Source organism: Bifidobacterium sp. B4111, assembly GCF_026537235.1.
In the GTDB taxonomy this organism is placed as follows: domain Bacteria; phylum Actinomycetota; class Actinomycetes; order Actinomycetales; family Bifidobacteriaceae; genus Bombiscardovia.
The window spans coordinates 51528-76092 of the sequence record NZ_JAFNMO010000006.1; the positions used below are offsets into that span (position 1 = coordinate 51528).

Annotated in this window: 17 protein-coding genes; 14 read left to right on the top strand and 3 right to left on the bottom strand. The window is 54.9% G+C overall.

Annotated features, from left to right (window positions below; all coding sequences use genetic code 11):
- The first annotated feature begins 124 nt into the window (after positions 1-124).
- From J3T93_RS08985 to J3T93_RS09010, 6 genes are all read left to right on the top strand, one after another.
- Positions 125-1081 (top strand): carbohydrate ABC transporter permease, encoded by a 957-nt coding sequence (locus J3T93_RS08985; RefSeq protein WP_267400851.1) that lies wholly within the window; start codon positions 125-127, stop codon positions 1079-1081.
- Complete coding sequence (locus J3T93_RS08990) at positions 1078-2013, top strand: carbohydrate ABC transporter permease (protein WP_198199416.1); 936 nt, start codon at positions 1078-1080, stop codon at positions 2011-2013. Before J3T93_RS08985 ends, J3T93_RS08990 begins: the two co-directional genes overlap by 4 nt.
- A gap of 66 nt (positions 2014-2079) precedes the next feature.
- On the top strand, positions 2080-4245 hold the full coding sequence (gnpA, locus tag J3T93_RS08995) for a 1,3-beta-galactosyl-N-acetylhexosamine phosphorylase (protein ID WP_267431395.1): 2166 nt from the start codon (positions 2080-2082) through the stop codon (positions 4243-4245).
- Between the two features lie 28 nt (positions 4246-4273).
- Positions 4274-5359: a phosphotransferase enzyme family protein gene (locus J3T93_RS09000; protein ID WP_267431396.1), complete on the top strand. Its 1086-nt coding sequence runs from the start codon at positions 4274-4276 to the stop codon at positions 5357-5359.
- Entirely contained in the window at positions 5359-6831 is a 1473-nt protein-coding gene (locus J3T93_RS09005) for a UDP-glucose--hexose-1-phosphate uridylyltransferase (RefSeq protein WP_267431397.1), read from the top strand. The genes J3T93_RS09000 and J3T93_RS09005 overlap by 1 nt, the downstream gene beginning before the upstream one ends.
- A 123-nt stretch (positions 6832-6954) precedes the next feature.
- Positions 6955-10245 (top strand): endo-alpha-N-acetylgalactosaminidase family protein, encoded by a 3291-nt coding sequence (locus tag J3T93_RS09010; protein WP_267431398.1) that lies wholly within the window; start codon positions 6955-6957, stop codon positions 10243-10245.
- A 69-nt stretch (positions 10246-10314) separates the two neighbouring features.
- On the opposite strand, the gene J3T93_RS09015 is transcribed toward J3T93_RS09010, so the two are convergent.
- Positions 10315-11178, bottom strand: a complete 864-nt coding sequence (locus J3T93_RS09015; RefSeq protein WP_267431399.1) for an alpha/beta fold hydrolase — start codon at positions 11176-11178, stop codon at positions 10315-10317.
- A 43-nt stretch (positions 11179-11221) separates the two neighbouring features.
- On the bottom strand, positions 11222-12481 hold the full coding sequence (locus J3T93_RS09020) for an MFS transporter (protein WP_267431400.1): 1260 nt from the start codon (positions 12479-12481) through the stop codon (positions 11222-11224).
- Between the two features lie 120 nt (positions 12482-12601).
- Between J3T93_RS09020 and J3T93_RS09025 the strand changes: the two genes are divergently transcribed.
- A complete protein-coding gene (locus tag J3T93_RS09025; RefSeq protein ID WP_267431401.1) occupies positions 12602-13612 on the top strand; it encodes a LacI family DNA-binding transcriptional regulator in 1011 nt (336 codons plus the stop codon).
- Positions 13613-13694: 82 nt separating this feature from the next.
- Here the strand turns inward: J3T93_RS09025 and J3T93_RS09030 are convergent, their stop codons facing one another.
- Positions 13695-15152: an amino acid permease gene (locus J3T93_RS09030; RefSeq protein WP_267431402.1), complete on the bottom strand. Its 1458-nt coding sequence runs from the start codon at positions 15150-15152 to the stop codon at positions 13695-13697.
- 302 nt (positions 15153-15454) lie between these two features.
- On the opposite strand from J3T93_RS09030, the gene J3T93_RS09035 reads away from it, so the two are divergent.
- The 7 genes from J3T93_RS09035 to J3T93_RS09065 all read left to right on the top strand — a co-directional run bounded on the left by J3T93_RS09035 (position 15455) and on the right by J3T93_RS09065 (position 24481).
- Positions 15455-16942: an amino acid permease gene (locus J3T93_RS09035; protein ID WP_267431403.1), complete on the top strand. Its 1488-nt coding sequence runs from the start codon at positions 15455-15457 to the stop codon at positions 16940-16942.
- Between the two features lie 433 nt (positions 16943-17375).
- Entirely contained in the window at positions 17376-18716 is a 1341-nt protein-coding gene (locus J3T93_RS09040; RefSeq protein WP_267431404.1) for an ABC transporter substrate-binding protein, read from the top strand.
- Positions 18717-18942: 226 nt separating this feature from the next.
- Complete coding sequence (locus tag J3T93_RS09045; protein ID WP_267431405.1) at positions 18943-19662, top strand: carbohydrate ABC transporter permease; 720 nt, start codon at positions 18943-18945, stop codon at positions 19660-19662.
- A 2-nt stretch (positions 19663-19664) separates the two neighbouring features.
- The gene (locus J3T93_RS09050) at positions 19665-20495 is read left to right on the top strand and encodes a carbohydrate ABC transporter permease (RefSeq protein WP_267431406.1); all 831 of its coding nucleotides are present in this window, start codon (positions 19665-19667) and stop codon (positions 20493-20495) included.
- A 16-nt stretch (positions 20496-20511) separates the two neighbouring features.
- Complete coding sequence (locus J3T93_RS09055) at positions 20512-21897, top strand: glycoside hydrolase family 172 protein (protein ID WP_267431407.1); 1386 nt, start codon at positions 20512-20514, stop codon at positions 21895-21897.
- Positions 21898-21927: 30 nt separating this feature from the next.
- Positions 21928-23403 carry a glycoside hydrolase family 32 protein gene (locus tag J3T93_RS09060; protein WP_267431408.1) on the top strand — a complete coding sequence of 492 codons (1476 nt, stop codon included), beginning with the start codon at positions 21928-21930 and terminating at the stop codon, positions 23401-23403.
- Positions 23404-23503: 100 nt separating this feature from the next.
- Positions 23504-24481, top strand: a complete 978-nt coding sequence (locus J3T93_RS09065) for a LacI family DNA-binding transcriptional regulator (RefSeq protein ID WP_267431409.1) — start codon at positions 23504-23506, stop codon at positions 24479-24481.
- Positions 24482-24565: the final 84 nt, after the last annotated feature.

The window sequence follows — 24565 nt, forward strand, 5'->3', positions numbered from 1 at the left end:
GGATACAGCAGGGAGACCTTCCCTGACAATCTCACCAGGTTGGGGAACCCAGGTCTGTGGCCCGTGTTCCCCGCCTGCTGGAAGGTCGCTCGCCTTATAGGTTCCGAGAGGATGGGTTATTCACATGAGCCATCGAACAGCAGCTGAGGCAGGGGCTCAGAAGAAGGGGAGATCCGAGATCGTCAAACGCAACGAACGGACGGGTTGGGCATTCATGATGCCTTTCTGCATCCTCTTTGCGATCGTCTTCATCATCCCCATTGCCTATGCCGTCTATATGAGCTTCTTCCAGCAGGTGGCCTCGGGCGGCGGCGCCTACGGCGGGGGCGAGATGATCAATAAGTTCGTCGGGTTGGAGAACTTCCGATTTACAGTCACCTCCGCAGCCTTCTGGACCGGCATCGGCAGGGTCCTGATCTACACGGTCATCCAGGTCCCGGTCATGATCATCGCCGCCCTGTCCCTGGCCATGCTTCTGGATTCCTTCATCGTCAAGCATGTCACCCCCTATCGGCTGGGCTACTTCCTGCCCTATGCCATCCCGGGCGCGATCGCGGCCATCATCTGGGTATTCCTTTACAACGACCAGTTCTCGCCCATCGTCAAGGGCCTGGCAGCCATAGGAATCCATGTCAACTTCTTCGCGCCCAACGCTCTGATCGCCTCCATGGCCAACATCACCACCTGGACCTTCACGGGCTACAACATGCTGATCTTCCTGGCGGCTCTCCAGGCCATCCCTCGTGATCTCTATGAGGCTGCACGAATCGACGGAGCCAACGGCTTCCAGATCGCCATGAGGATCAAGCTCCCCAACGTCAGGGGGGCGGCCCTCCTAGCTATGCTCCTGTCCATCATCGGCAGCATCCAGCTCTTCAACGAGCCCCAGGTCATGCAGACCGTCGACAAGGGCATATCGAACTCCTACACCCCTATGATGATGGCCATGAACACGTCACGAGGCATCCTCACCCCTAAGGGTGACGGTCCGGCTTCCGCCATCGCAATCGTCATGGCACTGATTGCCGGGGTCCTTGCCGCCCTCTACGCATACATCGAGAGGAAGGTGAACGAATCATGACCTCGGCCAACCCCGCACGCCTCGCAAAAAAGCAGGAGAAGCTCCTCAAGCAGAAGGCCGATGAACTGCCCCGCTCCATGAGGCCCACCAAGGTGGTCAAGATCACCACCATCGTGGTCCTGGTTTTCGCCCTGATCTACTTCCTCTTTCCCATCTACTGGGCCATCATCGCCTCTACCAAGTCGCCCTCCCAGCTGGTCAGCAGCAACGGCCTCTGGTTTGCTGTCGACCTGAAGAAGATTCCCCAGGCGGTGGCCACCAACTACTCGATCCTCCTGGGCTGGACACACTCACAGTTCTGGCATTGGGTCTTTAATTCCTTGATTTACTCAGGGGTATCCGCCCTGATCGGCACGGTGGTTTCGGTCATGGCCGGGTATGGCACAGCCAAGTTCCAGTTCCGGGGCAGGGGTGTCGTCATGACTATCGCCATGTCTGCCCTGCTGATGCCCTCGGCACTGATGACCATCCCCCAGTACTCCATCTTCAATGCCCTGCATCTGAGCAACACCATGCTGGCAGTGATCATCCCCTGCTCGGTCTCGCCCTTCGGTTTCTTCCTGGGAAGGGTATATGCCCAAAGTTCGGTACCTACCGAGCTTCTGGAGGCGGCCAGGATCGACGGTGCCGGTGAAGCCAGGATCTTCTTCACGATCGTGTTGAGGATTCTTGCGCCCGCCATGGTCACGATCTTCCTCTTCCTCTTCGTGGCCACCTGGAACAACTTCCTCCTGCCGCTGATGATGCTCTCCAGCGAGAACCTCTTCCCGGTGACCCTGGGCCTCTATGGTCTGGTCTCTCTGCCGGTCTTTACCGATCGAGGGGCGCTGATGATGGGGTCGCTGCTGGGTGTTCTGCCGGTGATCATCCTCTTCTTCTGCCTGCAGCGGTTCTGGCAGGCTGGACTGACCGCCGGTTCGGTCAAGGAGTAAGGGTCCAAGGCTGCACACAGTTTTTCAGTCATTCCGTTACGAGATATTCCAAGGAGATTTGATTCAATGACCACGACCGGGCGCTTTACCCTGCCGGGCGAAGAGAACTTTGCCGAAAAGACCAAGGAGCTGGCCAAGCTCTGGGGTGCGGATGCCATTCGCAACTCGGACGGCACCCGTTTGGACCAGGAGCTGCTGAACTTAGGGATGAAGGTGTACAGCGCCTACTTCCCTACTCGCGCCCACAACGAGTGGATCAGCAAGCACATGGACGAGACCCCGCAGGTCTACCTGATGTCTGAGCGCATACTGGCCCACGAAGATCAAGTGCAGATTCCCTTGATGGACCGCTATTTCGACCAGCAGCTCAGGCCCAACAGGGATGCCGACCCCCATCGGTACTGGGAGGTCATCGACCGCACCGCCGGACGGGTCCTGGACCAGTCGGAGTGGAGCCTGGATCCGGATCAGGACCTGGTTCGCGTGACCGGGGCCACCCCCATGCATGAGTACACGGCATCCTTCCTGGCCTACATCATCTGGGATCCGGTCGAGATGTACAACCACCTGACCAACGACTGGGGCGACAAGGAACACGAGATTCCCCTGGACATCTACCATCCTGCCACCCGAAAGTTCGTCATGGATGCCTATCGGCAGTGGCTGGATGAGAACCCGGCGACCGACGTGGTCCGGTTCACCACCTTCTTCTACCAGTTCACGCTGATCTTCGACCAGCTCCACCGGGAGAAGCTGGTGGACTGGTTCGGATATGCCTGCACGGTCTCCCCCCAGGCCTTGGATGACTTCGAGACTCGGTACGGTTACCGTCTGCGTCCAGAGGACTTCATCAACAAGGGCAGCTACAACTCCTCCTTCTGCATTCCTGGCAGGGCACAGCGCGATTGGATTGATTTCCTCTCGGATTTTGTGCGGGAGAATGTCAAGACCATGGTCGATATGACCCACCAGGCAGGCAAGGAAGCTATGATGTTCCTGGGAGACCAGTGGATCGGCACCGAGCCCTACAAGCCGGGCTTCGAGAAGCTGGGTCTGGATGCTGTGGTTGGGTCCGTGGGCGACGGCACCACCCTGCGCATGATCTCCGATATTCCCGGGGTCCGCTACACCGAAGGTCGTTTTCTGCCTTACTTCTTCCCAGATACCTTCCATGAGGGCAACGATCCCAGCATCGAGGGGCTGGACAATTGGCGCAAGGCCCGTAGGGCCATTCTGCGCAGCCCCATATCGCGCATGGGCTACGGCGGCTACCCATCCCTGGCGGTCAAGTTCCCCAAGTTCGTTCAGACCGTGGCGCGCATCGCAGACGAGTTCCGCGATCTGCATGACAGGACCAAGGGGAGGGCGGCCCAGGGACAGCTCAATGTGGCGGTGCTGAATTCCTGGGGCGCCATGCGGTCCTGGATGGCCTACACGGTGGCGCACGCCCTGCCCAACAAGCAGACCTACTCCTACTACGGGGTTCTGGAGGCACTGTCGGGCATGAGGGTGAACGTCCGCTTCATCAGCTTCAACGACATTCTGGTCCACGGCGTGGATCATGACCTGGATGTGATCATCACCGGTGGCCCGGCCGATACGGCCTTCAGCGGTGGCGGGGTCTGGAGGAATCCTGCCCTGCTGGAGACCCTGCGAGCCTGGGTCGACGGGGGAGGGGCCCTGGTCGGCATAGGCCAGCCGACCGCTCTGGAAAGAGAGGGACGCTTCTTCCAATTGGCCGACGTATTCGGCGTTGATCAGGAGCGCTTCCACACTCTTTCGGTAGACAAGTACTTCCCGAAGGTCACCGAGAAGCACTTCATCACTGCCGATCTGCCCGAGGACGGCAAGGTGGACTTCGGAGAGCCCGTGGTGAACACCTACCCCATCAACGAGGATGTCACCTTGCTCAGGGCTGACCAGGGTCAGGTGCAGCTGGCGGTCAACCAGTATGGCATGGGCCGTGGGGTCTACCTTTCCGGACTGCCCTATTCGGCCGTCAACGCCAGGCTTCTTGAACGGATCCTCTTCTACGCCAGTGGGCGACAGGATCGGTATGGGGACTGGAGCTGCACCAACCCTCATTGCGAGGTGGCCTACTTCCCGCAGGAGGGCATCTACTGCGTCGTCAACAACACCGACTTGCCCCAGGAGACCAGCGTTCGTCAGGCAGACGGCCAGGTCAGAGACATTGTCCTGGAACCCAGCGCCATGGTCTGGCAGCAGGCATAAGGGCAGGTTCGGCAGGAAAGAGGCTATTATGACGACGGTTCAGGATCAGGAGCTGGCCGCGGTTGCCGCCCGCTACCCCCTCAAAGGGCGTGTGGAGAGCATTGCGCCTTATGGCAACGGGCACATCAATCAGACTTATCTGATACAGACGGACAAGCGTCGTTACATTCTGCAGCGAATGAACACCTCGGTTTTCCCTGATACGGCCTCCCTGATGCGCAACATCGAGTTGGTGACCGAATTTTTGCGCTCGCAGGGTCAGGAGACCCTGGATATCATCCGCAATAGAGAAGGCAATACCTACTGCGAGCTGGCAAGTGGGGCCTGGCGGGTCTATGCCTTCATTGAGAACACGATCTCCTACGATTTGGTTCCCAGCCCAGATGTTTTTAGGGAGGCGGGCCAGGCTTTCGGACGCTTCCAGAACTCCCTGGCGCTCTTCGATGCCTCTCAGCTGACCGAGACCATCGCCCACTTCCATGACACCCCCAAACGGTTCGAGACCTTCAAACGGGCTGTTCAGGAAGATATCAAAGGCAGGGCATCCACCTGCCGGACCGAGATCGACTGGTATATGGAACGTGCCGACCAGTACCCGGTCATCATGAACGGGCTGGCCGATGGATCCATTCCACTCAGGGTCACCCATAACGACACCAAGCTCAACAACATCCTGATGGATGCCGCCACCGGTAAGGCCAGGGCCATCATCGACCTGGACACGATCATGCCCGGATCCATGCTCTTCGATTTCGGCGACTCCATCCGTTTCGGCGCTTCGACAGCCCTGGAGGATGAGCGTGATCTGGATAAGGTCCATTTCAACCCTGATCTTTACCGTGCCTATGCCCAAGGGTTCCTGGGAGCCGTGGCCGGCAAGGCTGTGGACCGGGAGCTGAGCCTCTTCCCGGCTTCCTGCAGGATTATGACCTTGGAGTGCGGCATGCGCTTCCTGACCGACTACCTTCAGGGCGACACCTATTTCGCCACCGCCTACCCGGAGCACAATCTGGTGCGGACCCATACGCAGATGCGCTTGGTGGAGGAGATGGAGGCTGACGATGCCCAAATGCAGGAGATGACCGCCCAGGTGGTCGAAGAGGTGAGGAGCTGATGCTGAATCGGGTTTACCGGAGCCTCGATGCTCTGATCGGGTACGCCTGTGCCTGTCTGGACCTGGACCTGTCCGATGTCGACTGGGCTCGCAATCAGATCCTGGCGCTTTTCTCCTTGGACTCCTACGATTCCGGGAATGGATCTGCTGATCCCGTCTCCGGTGGCGTCGATGAACTCCTGGAGTCCTTTATGCAGGCCTTGGAGGGTGCCGGTCTTATGGCTCAGGATGAGGCCCTCTCCTTGGCAGATACGGTCATGGGAATCCTGTCCTCTAGGCCATCCCAGCTGCAGCGGCGCTTCACGCAGGTGGAGGGGGCCCAGGGTGGTATGGCTGCCATGCACTGGTTCTATGACTATTGCGTCAAAAATACCTACATCAAGAAGTCCCGTCTGGACAGGAACCCTCGTTTCTCCTCCGGGGGCGTGGTGGTCACCATCAACCTGGCCAAGCCGGAATTCAAGGACATGAAGAAGGCTGCGGCGGGCAACAGCACCGCAGGCGGGTACCCCAAGTGCACCATCTGCCATGAAAATGAGGGCTTCGCCGGGCGTGACAAGCGTACACTGCGGACCATCCCACTGACTCTGGGCGGCCACGACTGGTTCTGGCAGTTCTCGCCCTATGGGTACTTCCGCGAGCATGGCATCTGTGTCAACGCTGATCACACCCCCATGCACGTGGATCGGGACACCTTTGGGAATCTGCTGGATTTTGTGGACCGTTTCCCCGGCTACTTCCTAGGCTGCAACGCCGCCCTGCCCCGAATTGGCGGATCCGTTCTGGCTCATGATCACTATCAGGGCGGAGGAGAGCGTCTGCCTGTGCATCAGGCCGGAGCTTGGCGGACCCTGCACTTGGACGGCCACCCTGATACTCCTATCGAGATTCTGGACTGGCCGGGGACCGTGGTCAGAGTGGTTTCGCCGTCACGGCAGGAGATTATCGAGGTCAGCGAGACCATCAGGCAGGCCTGGGTGGATTACGACAACCCGGACCTAAACATCGCCAGCCAGGGGCCAGAAGGGCGGCAATCAGCCCTTTCACCCAGCCTGGTCAAGACCGACCGAGGCTACGAGATGAGCCTGATCCTGCGCAATAACGGTGTCAGTCCGCAGTTTCCTGATGGCATCTTCCACGTGCACCCGGAGTTCTATCCGGTCAAGCAGGAACCCATCGGGCTGATCGAGGCCCAGGGGCTCTTCGTCCTGCCCGGAAGGCTGGTCGGCCAGCTTGCCTGCCTGGAAGAGGCCTTGGTGGCAGGTACCGGGCTTTCCGAACAAGTGGCCGACTTCAGCTTGGAGTATGGCGAAATTACCAAGGCTCTGCGGGGTTCGCATGATCCGGAGAAGATCCATGAGGCCCTTAAGAGTGAGATCGGCAGTGTCTGCGCCCGGATCTTGGGCAACACCGCAGTCTTTAAGCGGCCCGAACAGACCGAGGAATTCCTGCGGGGGCTGGGTTGCCGGTAGGCGGCGTAGATGAATAACACCAATGACAGGGGATGACCGATGGGCGGAACAATCATGGGCGGAAACCAACCGATCGCGAGGCCGGGCGCCACGGACTCTTGGGAGACCCTGCATACTCAAATAATGGAAGTGCGCCTCAGGCCTGACTTTCCTTCGGTGATTGACTATCGGTTGAAGACGCCTCAGGCTGAAGGAACCATGCTTGGGCAGGTCCGGGATCTGCGTCTGGTGGCCATCAACGGCATCGAGATTGAGCTGGGTCCTGACAAGGTGGAGCTGGAACGGGAGAATGAGACAAGTCTGGTCTATCGACTCCATGCGATCGCCGCAGAGCAGGGGATTGATGCGGTTTTGGCGGTCCGCATTTCAGTCGAGGACGCCTCTCTGAGCTTTAAGGTGATCTCGATTGGGAACCAGGCTGGCCCCGACCATCCAGTCCAGACGGTGGCCTTCCCTGGACAATGCCTGATTTCCGTGACCAACACTCAGGCGGATGCGGAGTTTACCGGCGCTCGCATGTCTGCGGACGTCTCCATCAGTGGCGATGTGCACCGGGCGGTCACTGGGCAGATGGAGGAGGATCCTATCGGGCAGGACTACATGTATGGCTTCCTCTCTGCGGATGGCCTCAGTGCCGGCCTCTGGAGCAACTCCGAACACGATGGGACCACGGCCAGCAAAACGGGAACCGGCGGCGCGCAGAACACCAGGGTTATGACTGTTCGCGACCAAGTGGACGGAGTCACCGTCCTCGGCCTGACCAGCGCACCTTGGATATACAACCGGGTGGTCCAGGATTCCCGCGGACGCTCTTATACGGTCGGGGAGACAAACAAGCCCGCCATGGCAGTGGCTCTGGCCGGAGACCTGAACGATGACGGGGTGGTCAACTGGCAGGACGGCGCCATCGCCTTCAGACACATCATGAACAATCCGTATGGTTCTGATGACATTCCGGACCAGGTGGCACGACGCATAGCCATGAACTTCGGCTCTCAGGCCCAGAACCCCTTCATGACAACCTTGGATAACGTCAAGCGGGTGGCCCTGGCCACCGATGGCCTAGGTCAGTCCGTCCTTCTCAAGGGATATGGCAACGAGGGGCACGACTCTGGCCATCCGGACTACGACGACATCGGTCCACGAATGGGCGGAGTCAAGGATATGAATGCTCTGATGGACAGGGGCAAGGCCTATGGGGCCCGGTTCGGAGTCCACGTCAATGTGGACGAGATGTATCCCGAGGCCAAGGCCTTTTCCGAAGACATGATTCGCAGGGACGACAAGGGCGGCCTCTGCTACGGCTGGAACTGGCTGGATCAGACCGTGGGTATCGATGGTATCTACGACCTGGCCTCGGGCGCCAGGAGGGAACGCTTTGCCGCCCTCGCCCGTGAGGTCGGTGACAGGATGGACTTCGTGTATGTGGATGTCTGGGGCGATGGGACCTCGGGGGAGGAGGATTCCTGGCAAACCCGGCAGCTCTCGAAGATTTTGACCGATAACGGGTGGGGAATTGGCACGGAGTACGCTTCGGCCAATGAGTATGATGCCGCCTTCCAGCATTGGTCCCTGGATTTGACCTATGGATCCCCTCACGACAAAGGTGAGAACTCCCAGGTCATGCGCTTTCTGCGCAACCACCAGAAGGACAGCTGGATAGGTGATCACCGAGCCTTCGGAGGCGCAGCCAACGCCCCGCTCCTGGACGGCTACAGCATGAAGGACTTCGAGGGATGGCAGGGACGCAACGACTTCGATGCCTATATGGATAACCTCTACACCTGCGACCTCTCGACCAAGTTCATCCAGCACTTTAGAATCATGGCCTGGTACAACGACCCCATCAATGTCGATTCAGTGCGTGACTTGACCAAGAATCAGGGGAACGAACAGATTGAGCTGGTCAATGATCAAGGTGACAGGCTGGTCATTTCCAGGGGTTCCAATGAGCAGGCATCGCCCGCCTACCGCGAGCGCACGATGAGGCTGAATGACCGAGTGGTGCTTGTCGGCGAGCTGGAGGCCAATGACCCCAAGGCCGACAAGCCTGGGATTGAAACCGGAACCGGCGCAGGAGCGTATCTGCTGCCCTGGGTCTGGGATGCCAATACGGGGGATCGGCTGGATCCAGATGAGCAGAAGCTCTACCACTGGAATACTGCAGGCGGCTCGACCACCTGGGAGCTCCCGGAATTGTGGCGCGATGCCTCTGTCGTCATCGTCTACCGGCTGACCGACCAGGGCAGATCGGAGCCAAGGGAGATTCCGGTGGTGCAGGGGAGCCTCACCCTGGATGCCAAGCCCAGAACACCCTACCTGGTCTGCCGGCATGCGGGCCAGGGAGTCCAGGTGGACTGGTCGGGAGAGCATCTAGTGGATGCAGGGTTCAACGGCGGCGAAAGGCTGTTCCAGTCGGTCTGGTCCGTGAAGGGGCCCGGACGTGCCTCGATCACCAAGGGTCAGTGCGCCAATCCCATGCTTAGGCTTGAGGGTTCGGTCTGTGCTGTGCAACCCCTGACCAACCTGGTGCCAGGCAAGAGGTATGCCCTCTATTTAGGGCTTGACAACCGTGGCGGCCAGGTCGAGCTGAGTGTGGATGCGGACCAGGGTGGGGTGCTGGCTCGCAATATGAGCGGCCCGAGCATTGCCAAAAACTATGTCAAGGCCTACGCCCACAACACCGATGCTCCAACGACTGACGGTAGCAGCTACTTTCAGAATGCCTATCTCTTCTTCACGGCTCCCAAGGGTGGACAGACCCGTCTGGCCTTGGCCCATGAAGGGGATGGCGCCGCCTACCTTGACGACATTCGCCTGGTTGAGAACGAATACGATGGCATCAGCCTGGACCAGGACGGTCATCTGGTTGAGCTTACCTGTGATTTTGAAGATAACGTCCAGGGCATCTGGCCCTTTGTGGTGGCTGGAGCTGAAGGGGTGGAAGACAACCGAATCCACCTGGCCCAGCTGCATGAGCCCTTCACGCAGGCTGGGTGGGATGTCAAGAGGATGGACGATGTCCTCCAGGGTGACTGGTCTCTGAAAGTCAACGGTCTGACTGGGAGACGCGCTCTCCTCTTCCGGACCATTCCCCAGAACGTCCCCTTTGCGCCGGGTCGACGCTACAGGGTCTCGTTCGACTACCAGTGCGGATCAGACGGCATATACGCCCTGGCAACAGGTAGAGGCGAGTACACCGGTGAGGATCTGAACCTGTATCCCTTGCACAAGGCTCTGGGGGTCACCGCCAGATGCGAGTTCGAGCTGACTGGCGATCCGAATGGCGATACCTGGTTCGGCATTTACTCCACTGACAGAGGACCAGATCTGGAAGGCAGCAGCGGCTCGGAGGCCAACATGGCTGGCTACCAGGATCTGGTTCTCGATAATCTGCGGATTACCAGCCTCTAGTCAGAGATTCCTGGGTCAAGAAGGAAGTGACTACAAGGGCATCGAAATTCTTCAATCAGGGCTAAGAAATTAGCCTCGACCAGATTCGCCTTGCTGAATGGTCCGCAGAGTAATTTGTGCGAATTCATCCCAGAGTGGTTCCGGTATCTCATGAGCCATGCCAGGGTAAATATGCAGTTCCGAATTCCTGAGTAGCCGGGAAATCCGAATGCCTGCCTTGGGGCTAAAGAAGGGATCGCGGCGTCCATGAATGATTGCTGCTGGCAGGGTCAATTCGCCAAGTTTGTTTTGGTCCAAGCTGAAGGAGTTTGTTGCAGCCTGCTGTCTCCTCCATCCGTCGGGCCGATAGCAACGGTCATATGTCATCGCTCCCAGTTGACGGGCTTTCTCTTCATTGAAGGGATAGGCAGAATTGACATGGCAGGCTTTTTCTCGTGATACGAAAAGATCGATGGCCTGGTCGCGGTTCGATGCGACATCAAGACCGGCGTTGTTGCCCGACTCGGCAGAGTCGGCATTCGACATCCATTCCTTTCCCCAGGACGGGGCAGTGAACATGATAACGGCAGAATTAATGCGATTGGGATAATCGACCAGAACTTCTTGAGTGATCATCCCGCCCATCGACTCACCCATGATGTTGAATGTCTTGAGCTTTTCTGCATCCGCAACCGCCAAGACATCATTGGCCATGTCGGTAATGTCATAGGTCTTGTCTGTCTGGTCGGGAGTTCCTGTCTGGCTGGATAGACCGACATCCCTATTGTCGAGCAAAATGGTCTGAATGTCCAGATCGTTCAGTTTTTGCACGAATCCTTTGTCCCAGCCAACTAATTGAGCTGTGTATCCTTCAATCATGATCAGGGCAGGCCCATCGACAGGACCATACTTTTCGTAATAAATGGATATGTCACCATTATGAGCATAGGGCATGATGCTTGCTTCCTTTCATACAGTAATTTTTTAAGTACTACGGTCACCTGACTGAACGAATCAGCATGGCAAAAATTCCGCCGAGCAACGAAGTTACGATGCCAAATACGAAGACGGACACATAGGAGCCGGTGGCATTAATCAGCGTGGAGCCGATCAGGGGGGCTACTGCTGCCGGCACCGAAGTGGCGATGGCCAGGATGCCAAGATCTCTGCCTTCATTGGCCTTATTGGGCAGAACCAGGGACATGACCGCAATATCTACGGCGAAGTAGACGCCACCTGCCGCCCCATTGATGGCCGCGTAAATCAGCATTCCTGTCCAGCTATGCATAACCAGCGGGACGATGAATGAAGCCATAAAGACCAATGAGGACAGTGCGACAATTAGTTTTCTGCGGTCGAGGAGATCTGCCACCTTGCCGAAGAGCACAATAGCGATTATCTGGGCGATGGTGGAGATGGTCGAAACCGTGGCAACCCCTGCCGTGGCATTATTCCCGGGGAGGTTTTTAGAGCCAATGTAGTCAGTCAGAATAAAGAATGTGAAATTGGATATGGCAAAAGATGCAAAGTAGAAAGCGAACCTTGACAGAAAAGCCATAGAGAAGTCCCAGTGGAGGAATGCGGAGAAGAAATGTCCTACGGTACTGAGACTCCAATTGGAATGTTGTTTTTTTGCTGGTGTAGGCATATCCAATGATGGGTCTTCCGGAGCCAAAAGGCAGAACAGAAGGGAAGCCAAAAGAATAAAAGCTCCGATGATTACGTATCCCCAGTGCTGGCCGGTGCGTGATGCAACGTTGACGAAAATCAGGATGCCAAACGGAAGCCCCAAGCCACTGACCGAAGAAGCCACTCCACGGTGCTCCTCAGGGATTCGGTCAGGAATTACTGCGTAGATGACGCCCTGAAACCAGTTGGCGAAGAACCAGACCAAACCCGCAAAAACAATAACCATGGCGATGCTGGTCATCATGCCCATTCCGACACACATGAGCGCTGTGCCTATTCCGGAGAATATCAGCCAGGGCGTTCGCTTCCCAAACCTTGAACGTGTTCTATCTGAAATGGCAGCGCCAATGGGAAGAATCACAGTGCCGACGATTGACTCGACTAGTGAAGCGACGGCCATGTCATGAACCTTGTTGGTCGCGTTGATGCTGACGATCTGAGCGGGCAATAGAACTTGATTGATTGCTTGGTACACCCCGTATAGCCCTACTATAGCCGGGAACAGGAGTACCAGAATTCGTGTGACGCTTACTGGGCGTCTGGTATGGACCGTTTCCTCGTTTTTCATAGTTGATCTCCTTCGCTCATCTTGCATCCTCACAAGTAATACGTATTAGTAACACGTGTTACTAAGTTATAATAAACTGATTGAGGATTTTGTCAAATAGAGGTGTAGAAGGGCATCCATATGAGCAGACGGAAGGCGAAAAGTCAGGATGTGGCAATTCGAGCTGGCGTTTCCAGGACAACGGTCAGTTTGGTGCTTAATCACCACGATGCCAACATTCCTGAGCAGACCCGCAAGAAGGTTCTTCAGGCAGCCAAGGAGCTTGAATTCATTCCATCTGCAGCAGCAAGGACCTTGAGAAAGGGCAAAGGATCAATTGTGCTCTGCCTGACAGTTAACGCTGAGCCTTCCTCCCGCGCAGATGAAGCATGGAGCTCCTTGAGCGAGAAACTTCATGATCGAGGCCTGGTTTGCATCTTCTCGAGAACTGCGGGTTCAACCACTCCGCTCCGTCAGCTCTTGTGGGAGATAACTCCGAGCGTAGTCGTGCCTTTTTTTGATCTGAGTGTCGACGACAAAGCCATGCTTCAGCAGATGGGTATACCTGTAGTTGAATTTTTTGGTAGGCAGAATAAAGAGGAAATAAAGGGCCAACCCATTCAGTTGTTTGCCGATTTCCAGGTCCAGCTCGGTACAGTTCAAGCGAATTATTTATTGAATAAAGGGTGTGGCAAGATTGCCTATGTAGGGACTGCGACTCCAAGTAGTAGCGCCATGATGAACGATCGCAGAAATGGTGTTCGTAGAGCCCTGGAGGCGGTAGGTCTTGAACTGGTCTCCGATGGGAGTATTTCTCTTCACGATAGTGGCCAGTCGGCAAAATTGATGGTCAAGAGGCTTAGAGAGGCAGAATGTGACGGGGTCTGTGCTTTCAATGATGAGCATGCTGCTCCGATTATGGCTCAAGCACAAAAACAAGGTATACGGGTTCCTCAAGATATGCGCGTAATTGGAGTGGACAATGAGCCAATCAGTGCTTATCTGCAGCCTGCATTGACCAGTATTGATTATGATAGCATCATCCCTGCATATCTCGATAGCATTGTTGCGGCATGTAGCTCGTCTGCAAAACCGGCTCCAGTGGAGCGCAACGATACCACCCTGTGGGTGGTCGAAAGAAAATCTGCATGATATCAGGGAATAGTGCTCAATGCTGAGCAGAGACAACTGTCCACGCTAGAGTGAAAGCTGCCTCTTCCTATGAATCCGTCATTCAAGCTTTCCGCTGGGTCAGCTGGTAGGCCGCCAGGAGGACGATCAGCCAGACTGGTCCAGCGACGACGGCCACCCGGTAGCTGGGCGAGAAGCACATGAGCACGACGATCATGGCCAGGAAGGCCAGGACCACCCAAGGGGTCACCCGGGCAAAGGGCAGCTTGAAGTGCAGGGCATTCAAAGCGCTTTCGCCGGTTTTGCCCGCCAGGTCGCCGGGGCCTTTGCCACGAGCAACAGCACGCCGGAAGAGCATCTCGGTCACCATGATCATGGACCAGTTGATGATGGCCGAGATCGTGGCGATGCTCATCAAGTAGTTGAAGGCGAACTGGGGCCAGAGGAAGACCACTACCACCGCCAGGGCGATGATGCAGGCCGAGGTCAGCACTCCTGCGTAGGGCACCCCTCCCTTGGAAAGCCTTCCCAGGTACTTGGGGGCATTGCCCTGCCGGGCCAGGGAGAAGAGCATGCGGGAGTTGGAGTAGAGGGCCGAGTTGTAGACGCTCATGACTGCGGTCAGGCAAACGAAGTTGAGGATGTCTGCGGCCGCGTGGACACCAACCGAGTCGAAGATCTGAACGAAGGGGCTGACGACCATGCCTTGCGCGTTGGGCTTGCCGATGGCATTCCAGGGGACTACGGCCATGATCACCCCAAGTGTCAGGATGTAGAAGACCAGGATCCTCCAGATGATGGCGTTGGTGGCCTTGGGAATGGTCCGGCGGGGATCGGAGGCCTCCCCGGCGGTAATGCCGATGAGCTCGGTGCCGCCGAAGCTGAACATGACCACCGCCAGCGACATGAGCAGACCGGTCCACTGGCCATTGGCCCCGTCACGCATGAGCCCGTTGGGCAGGAATCCGCCGCCTACGGTGAACCAGTTGGCGAAGGAGGCCCGCAGGCCGTTGGCTGTGGGCAGGGCCATGATCACGACGGCCAGCCCGCCGATGATCATGGCGACGATGGCTGCAATCTTGATGATGGCGAACCAGAACTCGAACTCGCCGAACTTGCTGACCCCCATCAGGTTGGCGGCCGTGATGACCACCAGGAAGAAGGCTGCAGAGACCCAAGCCGGTATCGCCGGGAACCAGAAGTTGACGAAGGTGCCTACTACGGAGAGTTCGACCATGGACACCAACACGTAGTTCATCCAGTAGTTCCACCCCGACACAAAGCCCGCACGCTTGGACCAGTAGCGGGTGGCATAGTAGCTGAAAGCGCCGGACTTAGGGTCTTCCACGCTCATTTCGCTCAGAGCCCTGACGATCATGAAGATGGCCAGACCGCCTATCAAATAGGCGATGATGATGGCCGGTCCTGCCAATGAAATGGATTCCCCGGACCCGTAGAAGAGTCCCGTCCCGATGGCGCCGCCCAGCGAGATGAGCTGGATGTGCCTGTTCTTCAGGGTCTTGTGCAGGTCCTTGCCTTGCGACTCCTTGGGTTGATCCATGGGGATGTCATTCCTTAGATGGTAGTTGTCAGCTGAATGTGACCGGCTGACAGAGCCAACCCTATAGGAGCCGGTCCGAGCGGAATGACCATGCCTTTGCATTATGGAATAGAGGCGTCCGCCATATGAGACGGTCAATTCACCGAATGGTGACTGTCAGGCCCTACCATGGGCGTCGGTGCCTGCCGTCTGCTCCCGGTTATCGACACCTCTGTGGTATTGCTGTCCTACCGGCCTTGATGAGATACCCCTTCCTGGACGGCGATGATTAATGGGTTGTGAAGACAAGGAGGTGCAGTCGCATGAACCGTACGGGCAATGGCCCTTTGGCACAGCAGAATCAAGGTGACAGCGCCTCGGCAGGCGACGGCATGGAACGCGGTCTGAGCAACCGACATGTACAGTTCATCGCCATCGGCGGCACTATTGGCACCGGGCTCTTCCTAGGGTCGGGTAAGTCCATAGCCCTGACCGGTCCCTCCATCATCCTGGTCTACATCGGCGTCGGCGTGATCATGTACCTGCTCATGCGGGCCATTGGCGAGCTCATGTATCGCAGCCCCGTCCAGCACACCTTCATCGCCTTCATCAGCCGCTACCTGGGCCAGGGGTGGGGATCCTTCGCCGGCTGGTCCTACTGGATCGTGCTCATCCTGATTGGCATGTCCGAGTTGACTGCCGTGGGCACCTACTTCGTCACCTTCTTCGGCACCTTCGGCATTGATCTGAGCGCCTGGCGGGGTCTGATCGAACTCTGTTTCCTGGCGGCCATGGTGTGCATCAACCTGATTGCCGTGCGGGTTTTCGGGGAGACCGAGTTCTGGTTCTCCATGATCAAGATCACCCTGATTCTTGCCATGATCGTCACGGCCGTGGTCATGGTCATCACAGGCTTCCACTACCCGGCTGTCCACATGCCGGGACAGGATCGAATCAGCCCGGCCGGCCATGCGGGCCTGGACAACATCACTACCGGCTTGAGCCTGGCGCCCAACGGGTGGATGGCCTTCTTCATGAGCTTCCAGATGGTTTTCTTCGCCTACGAGATGATCGAATTCGTGGGAGTCACCGTCTCTGAGACCCAGAATCCCCGCAAGGTCCTGCCCAAGGCCATCAACCAGATCATCCTGAGGGTGCTGATCTTCTACGTGGGTGCCCTGGTTGCCATCATGCTGATCGTGCCCTGGCGCTCCTTCCGCCCCAACGCCGACGGCAGCTTCACCTCGCCATTCGTCATGGTCTTTCGCTACGCCGGGGTCGACTGGGCGGCCGCCCTGGTCTTCTTCGTGGTCATCACGGCAGCCAGCTCCTCGCTGAATTCCCTGCTCTATTCCGCCGGCCGTAACCTCTTCCAGCTGGCCGCCGCCGGCCACTCTCCGGTGATGCGCAGCCTGCATACGATTTCACGCCGCGGCAAGGTGCCCGCTCGGGCCATCATTCTGTCCGGAGTGTTGATCCTCTTATCTCCGGTGCTGCATCTGTTGCCCGGCTTTGAGAACACCTTCGTTCTGTTCACCTCCTGTTCCAGCGCGGTCATCATCTTTATTTACATCCTGACCGTGCTGGCTCACCGCCGTTACCGGACCAGCCCGGACTTCATGCCTGATGGGTTTATCATGCCTGCCTACCGGGTGACTGGAGCCGTTGCCATCGCCTTCTTCGTCCTGATCTACCTCTCGCTCTTCCTGGCTCCCGACACCCGGTATCCGGCCATACTGGGATTGGTCTGGCTGCTGGTCTTCGGTGGCATCTGCCTGTTGGAGCATAAGGGTGAGCCGAAGTCGGTCTGAGTTCAGGGCGATAGCTAGGTATATCAAGCCATACGCGGCACGTCAGCGGGTCATCGATCGGGTTCTTGATGGCCCGCTGTTTATTTTCCGTCATCTTCAGAGAAGCTGCTGTTATTCATCGAGGCTGCCTGTTTGATTGCAGACACAATAACGGGAGTCGTATGTTATCCGGTTGACATATTCTGTTATTGATGTACGCTGTAATCAGCAGGTTCAAGAAAGGCTTGTAAATACAGTTATCTATGACAGATTGCTGATGTAAACCAGTACTCCAGTTTTGGGACTGTACTCAATAGCGTCCTGGATATGTTATTCGATTAACATACGCTGGATTGCGATTTGTCTAATGCTTGGTCTGCTGACGAAGGTGGTGAGTTGCCATGGCCGGTTCCAGGACGAAAGAGCTCATGTTTCTGAAAGGAAACGGCCACTGGTGGGTTACAAAAAGGATAAGAAAATGAACAGACACAACGTGGTGAAGACTGTTGCGGCCTGCTTGGCCGGGATTTTGTCCTTGGGCATGCTGGGAGCATGCGGCAATCAGGGCAAGGATGCCAGCGGGTCTACGATCATCAAATTCGGCATTCATGTGGCCAATCCGAAAAAGCAAGAGGCGGTGACATATGACATAGTGCAGGCATTCAACAAAAAGCATAAAGGCAAATACAAGGTGGTCTTCGAAGCCTCTGACAAGGAATCTCATTCTAAGAATATGAAGCTTGAGGCTTCTGATGGTACATTGCCCCAGCTGTTCTGGATCGATGCCAGCGAAGCTCCCGAGTACAGCAAGTCCGGCGCCTTGCTGGACCTACGTGATTTTCTGAAGAAAAACCCTTCAGTGGCCAAGGCAATCGCTGGGGGAAAGGACTCGTTCGAAGATAAGCAGACCGGTCAATATGGGCTTCCCTATCAGAGCAATGTGCAAGGCTTTTTCTACAACAAGGGAATTTTTGACAAGTTGGGGATTCCTTATCCCAACGATGACACCACATATGAGCAGCTGATGGAGACGCTTCCCAAGATCAAGGCAGGAGGATATACGCCGATTGCTATAGGAAGCAAAAACAGCTCCTATACGATGTGGGAGTTCAACGAGCTTTTGGTTCGATACGGGTGGCAGGACAATCTGAAGAAGATCAAGGCAGGAAAGGAACAATTCAACAATCCTGATTTTATCAAGGCATTTGATAAAATTGAAGGGCTGGCAAAGGCCGGTGCTTTCCCGGAAAATGTTTCAACCATTGAATACTTCGATGCCAAGCAGCAGTTTAATGACGGGAAAGCTGCTTTATTTGGCTCTGGGCAGTGGGACTGTGCCGAATTTGACTCTTCTTTAGGGGATAAGGTCGGATTTTGGTGGGGTCCAAAGTTTAGCGATTCTTCATATGACCAAAATGTATCCATGAGGGTGCCGGCGAATCCCATCGTGGTCAACAAGGCTGTAGGCGATGATGCGGCAATGAAAGCAGGTGTCTATGAATTTCTCAAGTTCTATTACGGGGAAGAGGCCGCAAAGATGTCCTATGCCAAATCGACCTTCCCCGCAACCAATTATCCAGGGCTGAAAGCGACGTCAAGCCAATACGCCATGAATGAGATGCTCAAGGCGCTGGGCAAGAATTGGCCTTCGCCAGCTTCTGCGCCGGATCTCACCTTGGATGCAGCGAGTCAGCAGGCTCTCTATGACGCTATTTTCGGAGTTATCCAAGGTACTTATACACCTTCTGCAGGTTTGAGCAAGATCGATCAAGCCTGGAAAACCAGTCATAAGTAATTGAATATGCCTGCCCATTTCCCAAACGGGGGATTTGAGGGAATGAGGGCATCGTACTTGGAAGAAATGGCATCATATGCGCTGGCTCAGCAAAACGCGGTACAAGGTGGGATTTCTAATACCCACGTGCTTGGTTTACGTGATCTTTATCATCGCCCCTATAGCTATAGCTATCGGATACAGCTTTACCAGATATTCCGGAATCGGGAGGGCAAGATTCATTGGATTGTCCAACTATGTTCGACTCATCCATGATCCATTCTTTTGGAAATCGGGCGCGAACACAATAATCATCTTTGTCGTTGCCTCAGTACTGCTCATGATTCTCTCGTTTTTCATTGCATTGCTGCTCAACAACAAACTGCGCTTCATTGATCTTTCCAAATCACTGATCTTCTCTCCTGCGATTATCGCCCCAATCATTGTGGGCATTATTTGGGTCTACATACTGGATCCGAAGGTGGGCATCATCAATGGTCTGCTGAAAGCAATCGGATTGCGAGGATGGGCCAAGCAGTGGATAGGCGGGACTGTCCTTTCTCCGTATAGCATCGCCATTATCTACTTCTGGCAGCAATTAGGTTATCTGGTCACCATCTTCATCGCCGGTTTGAAGATGATCCCTGAAGAAGTTCTTGAGGCTGCTCAAATCGATGGTGCTACGGGCTGGCAGCGGGTCCGTTATGTCGTCATACCGATGATGCGCTCCACAATATCAACCGTTGCGGTCCTTATCATTACAGGTATATTCAAGATATTTGAAATCGTACAGCAGACTACTGGCGGTGGCCCCAACCATCTCTCCGAGACTCTAGTGACCTACAGCTATTCCATGACTTTCACCAGCAGCGACTACGGATATGGCATGTCCATCGCCAGTGTCACCTTCCTTATTTCACTGGCGCTTACAGGGCTGTACTTCATCTTCAGCAGGAAGGGTGAGTAAGCATGCTTGCGAAACGTACGAAACGCATAATGTATGTCCTAATCGCCATCATTACGGTTCTAGTGGTGTTCCCCTTCATCTGGATGCTTGTTCTGTCGTTTAAAAGCAACGCAGAAATCCTGTCCAATCCACTGGCCTTGCCGCATTCCTTAAGTTGGGGCAACTATGTCAATGCACTGAAAACACTTGACTATCCAAGACTATATGCCAATACCTTCATGGTCTGCCTGCTCGCTTTGGCCATCGAGCTGGTCATAACCTTCCTGAGCTCATTCGCTCTGGCAAGGATGGTGTTCGACCATCCCAATTTGCGGCGGCTGGTCTATGGGTTTCTCATAGCAGGGCTGTGCGTCTCACCTTTCATCCTGCTGTTTCCGGTGTATAAGATCAATATCTTCTTCGGATTACGGGAACAGTGGGCACTGGTGTTTCCCTATGTGGCCTCGTCAATTTCTTTCAACACCCTGCTCTTCGTCGGTTATCTGCAGGCCCTGCCGCCTGAAATTGACGAGGCGGCCATTATTGATGGGTGCTCCATATGGGATCTTATGATTCGTATTATTCTGCCCATGACCAAACCAGTCATCGCTACCGTGGTCATATTCAATGTGCTGTACATGTGGAATGAGTATCCCTTTGCATCGGTCATGCTGCGCAGGCAAGCTGACTACACGCTGGCGATGGGTGCCTCTTTCTTCAAGGGCACTTACACGGTCGACTATGGCGGCATTGTGGCATCCAGCGTCATGATCATCATCCCTGAGCTGATTTTCTACGGGCTCTTCCAAAAGAAGATCGTAGGCGGCATGGTTGCTGGGGCTGTCAAGGGGTGAATGAGGAAATTGGTGTTTGACCTTCTCTATTCAACAGACAATGAAAGGGCAAAGAATGAATAACCTAAACGGGCTGTTTCGAGATTTGACGACAATTACGGATTCGCGCAATGGGCGATTGTCGAGCTGGGATCATAGCGGAAGAAATCAGGACTACTGGGAGGTTCCGGCGGGCAAGACCACCTGCTTGGGGGAAATAGAAGGCCCTGGCTGCATCACGCACATGTGGATGACTTCCTCCTGCAGGAGGGTGCTGGCTCCTTCAATCATGGATCCCCATCAAATGGCACAGGCAGCTCCTGTCATGGAGATCGGTCCCGCCTTGGGTGTGGTCTGGGATGATTATGACCCCTTCTATTATCGGAAAGTGCTGATCAGCATTACATGGGATGATCAGGACAGTCCAAGTGTTCTTGCCCCCTTGGGAGACTTTTTCTGTATAGGGAACAGCTATCCGGGGAATTTCTCATCTCTGCCCTTCAACGTTTCGCTTAAACCCGAAGAGGCTGGAAGATTCGGCGCACCCTGTTCGGTATCGTGCTACTTCCCGATGCCGTTTGATCGAAAGGCTCGCATCGATATCATTAACGAGGGTGATCTACCCTTCATTCTGTATTTCAACATTGATTACGAAATGTATCGGGATCATCTTTCTAACGATACGGCATATTTCCATGCTTGCTGGAACAGAACCGCCCGTTGTGCAGGGTGGGGCGACGATTTGCAGGTCAACGCGCCAGAAGTCAACGGAGTACGAAACCTCAAAGGTGAGAACAATTACACCCTTTTGGACGTCAAGGGAAGGGGACACTACGTAGGGTGCAATCTGACCGTCCACCACTATCAAGGCAGCTGGTGGGGTGAAGGCAATGATATGTTCTTCATAGATGGAGAAGAGTATCCCAGTCTCAATGGCACCGGCACAGAGGATTACTTCAATAATGCATGGGGTATGCAGAGGAACTCTTTCCCCTTCTTTGGAACTATTGTCCATGAGGCGGATTCCAATGGTGTGCAGGTCTCATATCGATTCCATATCACCGATCCAGTCAGGTTCTCTAAGAGTCTGAGAGTCAGCATCGAACACGGACACGCCAATCAACTTTCTGATGACTGGAGCTCCACCGCTTACTGGTATCAGACCATGCCTGATGAAACGCCTCTGCATATCCTGCCGGTCGATCAGCGGATACCCGATGTGCCTACCTATGCCGCCCGAGACGGCGGCATGCCTTCATTGACTGACGATATGCGTGAGGCCAGAGAATCCTACGAACGTCGTTGGAAGGCCTATAGACCGCTACGGCAGGAGCAGTTCCGTCTCAAGGAGGAAAAGACTGCTCGCGAGTCTGAATTGAATACGCAACTTGCTGCAGAGCAACGTCAGGCGTTCGACCGCTGACCATTTAACCAAGTGAAAGGAAAATCGGAAATGTCCCAGAAGAGTATGGCCTTGGCCATTGCACATGCGCAACAGCATATTGATGATCACAAGGCTCAGGTGTCTGCAGGAGTTATGAGGCAGGAATACCACTTCATGGGACAGACCGGTTGGATCAATGATCCCAATGGCTTGATCTGGTTCCGCGGACAATATCACATCTTTTATCAGTTCAATCCCTACAGCGGGTTTTGGGGTCGCATGTTTTGGGGTCATGCGGTCAGTGATGATCTCTTCCATTGGCGATATCTGCCGATTGCATTGGCTCCAAGTGAATGGTATGACGACCATCCACAAGGTGGCTGCTTCTCCGGTAGTGCCATCGTCAAGGATGAAAGGTTGTATTTGCTGTACACCGGCACTTCCAATAATGGCAGAGGGTTTGAGCAGAACCAGTGCCTGGCATGGAGCGATGACGGCATTCATTTCAACAAATATGAAGGTAATCCGGTCATCAGTGCCCCCGAGGGGGTATCTCATGATTTCTTTCGCGACCCCAAGGTCTGGGAGCACGAAGGTGCTTATTACCTGATATGTGGGGCGCAACGGCATGGTCAGGCCTGTGTCCTGCTCTATCGTTCCGACGATCTGGTCCACTGGCAGCTTCTCAACAACATGGCAGAAAGCAGGGGTGAATGGGGTTATATGTGGGAGTGCCCTGATTTCTTTAAACTTGGTGATCGTTATGTCCTATTTTGCTCGCCGATGGGAGCAGGAGAGCGCACAGTCGTCTATTTCATTGGTGATTTCGATTATCGGACTGGGCGATTCTGCTATACCACGAATGGAGAGATTGATTGGGGATTCGATTTCTATGCCCCTCAGACCTTCCTGGATGGTTCTGGGCGTAGGATCATGCTCGCTTGGGCGAATTGCTGGGACTGGATGCCGTTTTGGAAGGACTGGGGGCCGACATATCGCGAAGGTTGGTGCGGATCATTCTGTCTTCCGCGAGAGGTGCGCCTTGAAGGTCAGGATGAATTGGCATTCGAGCCAGTTCGAGAACTCTCGCTGCTCCATGTTGATCCTTATGAGTCGGAGCACATGGTAGTGGGAGTAGAGCCAACCGATATCCCTGTATCTGATGGCGTGCATTATGACCTGTCTTTTTCGATTGATCTGGTGACTACCACAGCCGACGTCGTCGAACTGCACATGCGCGCAGACAAGCAGCACGAAACTGTCTGCTATCTTGATCTGAAACGTGCACTCATGGTGGTGGATCGCAATCGTGCTGATGAATGGAGCAAGGGGGCCACCCGGAGTAGTTTGACTGGTGTGAGGAATGCTGCTTTATCAGTTCGCATCGTCAGTGATCGTACATCACTAGAGATTTTTGCGGATGATGGCAGAGTATGTCATTCGCTCAATATCTTCCCCAAAAATGGATGCAATGAATTTACTATTTCGACTCAAGGTGGTGAGGCCAACCTGTTGGGTCTGCGATCGTACGGAGTGCGGATTTGACGTCTTTGCCGCGGTGGCAGGCGTAATCTACTAATGATGCGGGTTATCCCGTCGGGTGCTGTGGTTGGCAGAGGTACCGAACACGTGTGATGGAGCCAGTATGACGACGATTAATGATGTGGCACAGTATGCTGGAGTTTCTAAAAATACCGTGTCCCGTTACCTCAATAATCGCGGATACATATCGCAGATGACTCGCGAAAAGATACGCAACGCCATTAATGTTCTTCAATACCATCCCAACCAGATTGCTCGAAGTCTGTACAGCAGCAGAACCAACCTCGTTGGTTTGGTCATACCAGACGTGACCCAGCCTTTCTTTTCGACGATGACCGCCTGCATAGAGGATCAGTTGGATCGCAGGGGCTACAAAATGATCCTGTGCGATACCAAAGACTCTTCGAGCAAAGAGAAGAAGTACCTGGAGATGCTCCAGGAAAACAAAGTCGATGGCATCATCATCGGCAGTCATTCAATTGATATACGGTATTCGGACATCAGTGCTCCAATTGTTGCCTTGGACAGGAACCTTGCCGATGACATTCCTGTGGTAAGTGCCAACCATGAGCAAGGTGGACGTATAGCTGCGCAAGCTTTTATCAGACATGGGTGCAAGAAGGTCATCCAGCTTGTCGGATATACGAAGGTGAGAACACCCTCAGGAAAGCGTCATGCGGCATTCGGCGAAGAAATGATGAAACATGGCATCGCCTGCCACACCTATGAACTCGGACTGAATCAGTTCGATTTTGACTCATATCTGGATGTGGCGGATATGATTCTGGATCGGTATCCCGATCTTGACGGCGTGTTCGCCGCTGATATGGTGGCGCTCGCAGTCCAAAAGAGGGCTTTGACAAGAGGATTGTCTATTCCTGCAGATTTGCTGGTGTTCGGATATGACGGGTCCTTCATATACAAGACTGCGTACCCGCCATTGCCTACGATCGTTCAGCCTTACCGACAACTGGCTAAGGTTGCGGTTTCCGTTCTCATGAAACTCATCAACAAAGAGCAAGTTGATGAGCTCTCTTACACGATTGATGTGAAGCCATCCATGCAAGAGGAGGGCATATAGGACAGCAAGGCGCAACATCCACGCGCATTTTCCTCATAGTTCCACATAGTGCGAAATGGGTAAAAAGTCAAACCTATTTTTTCT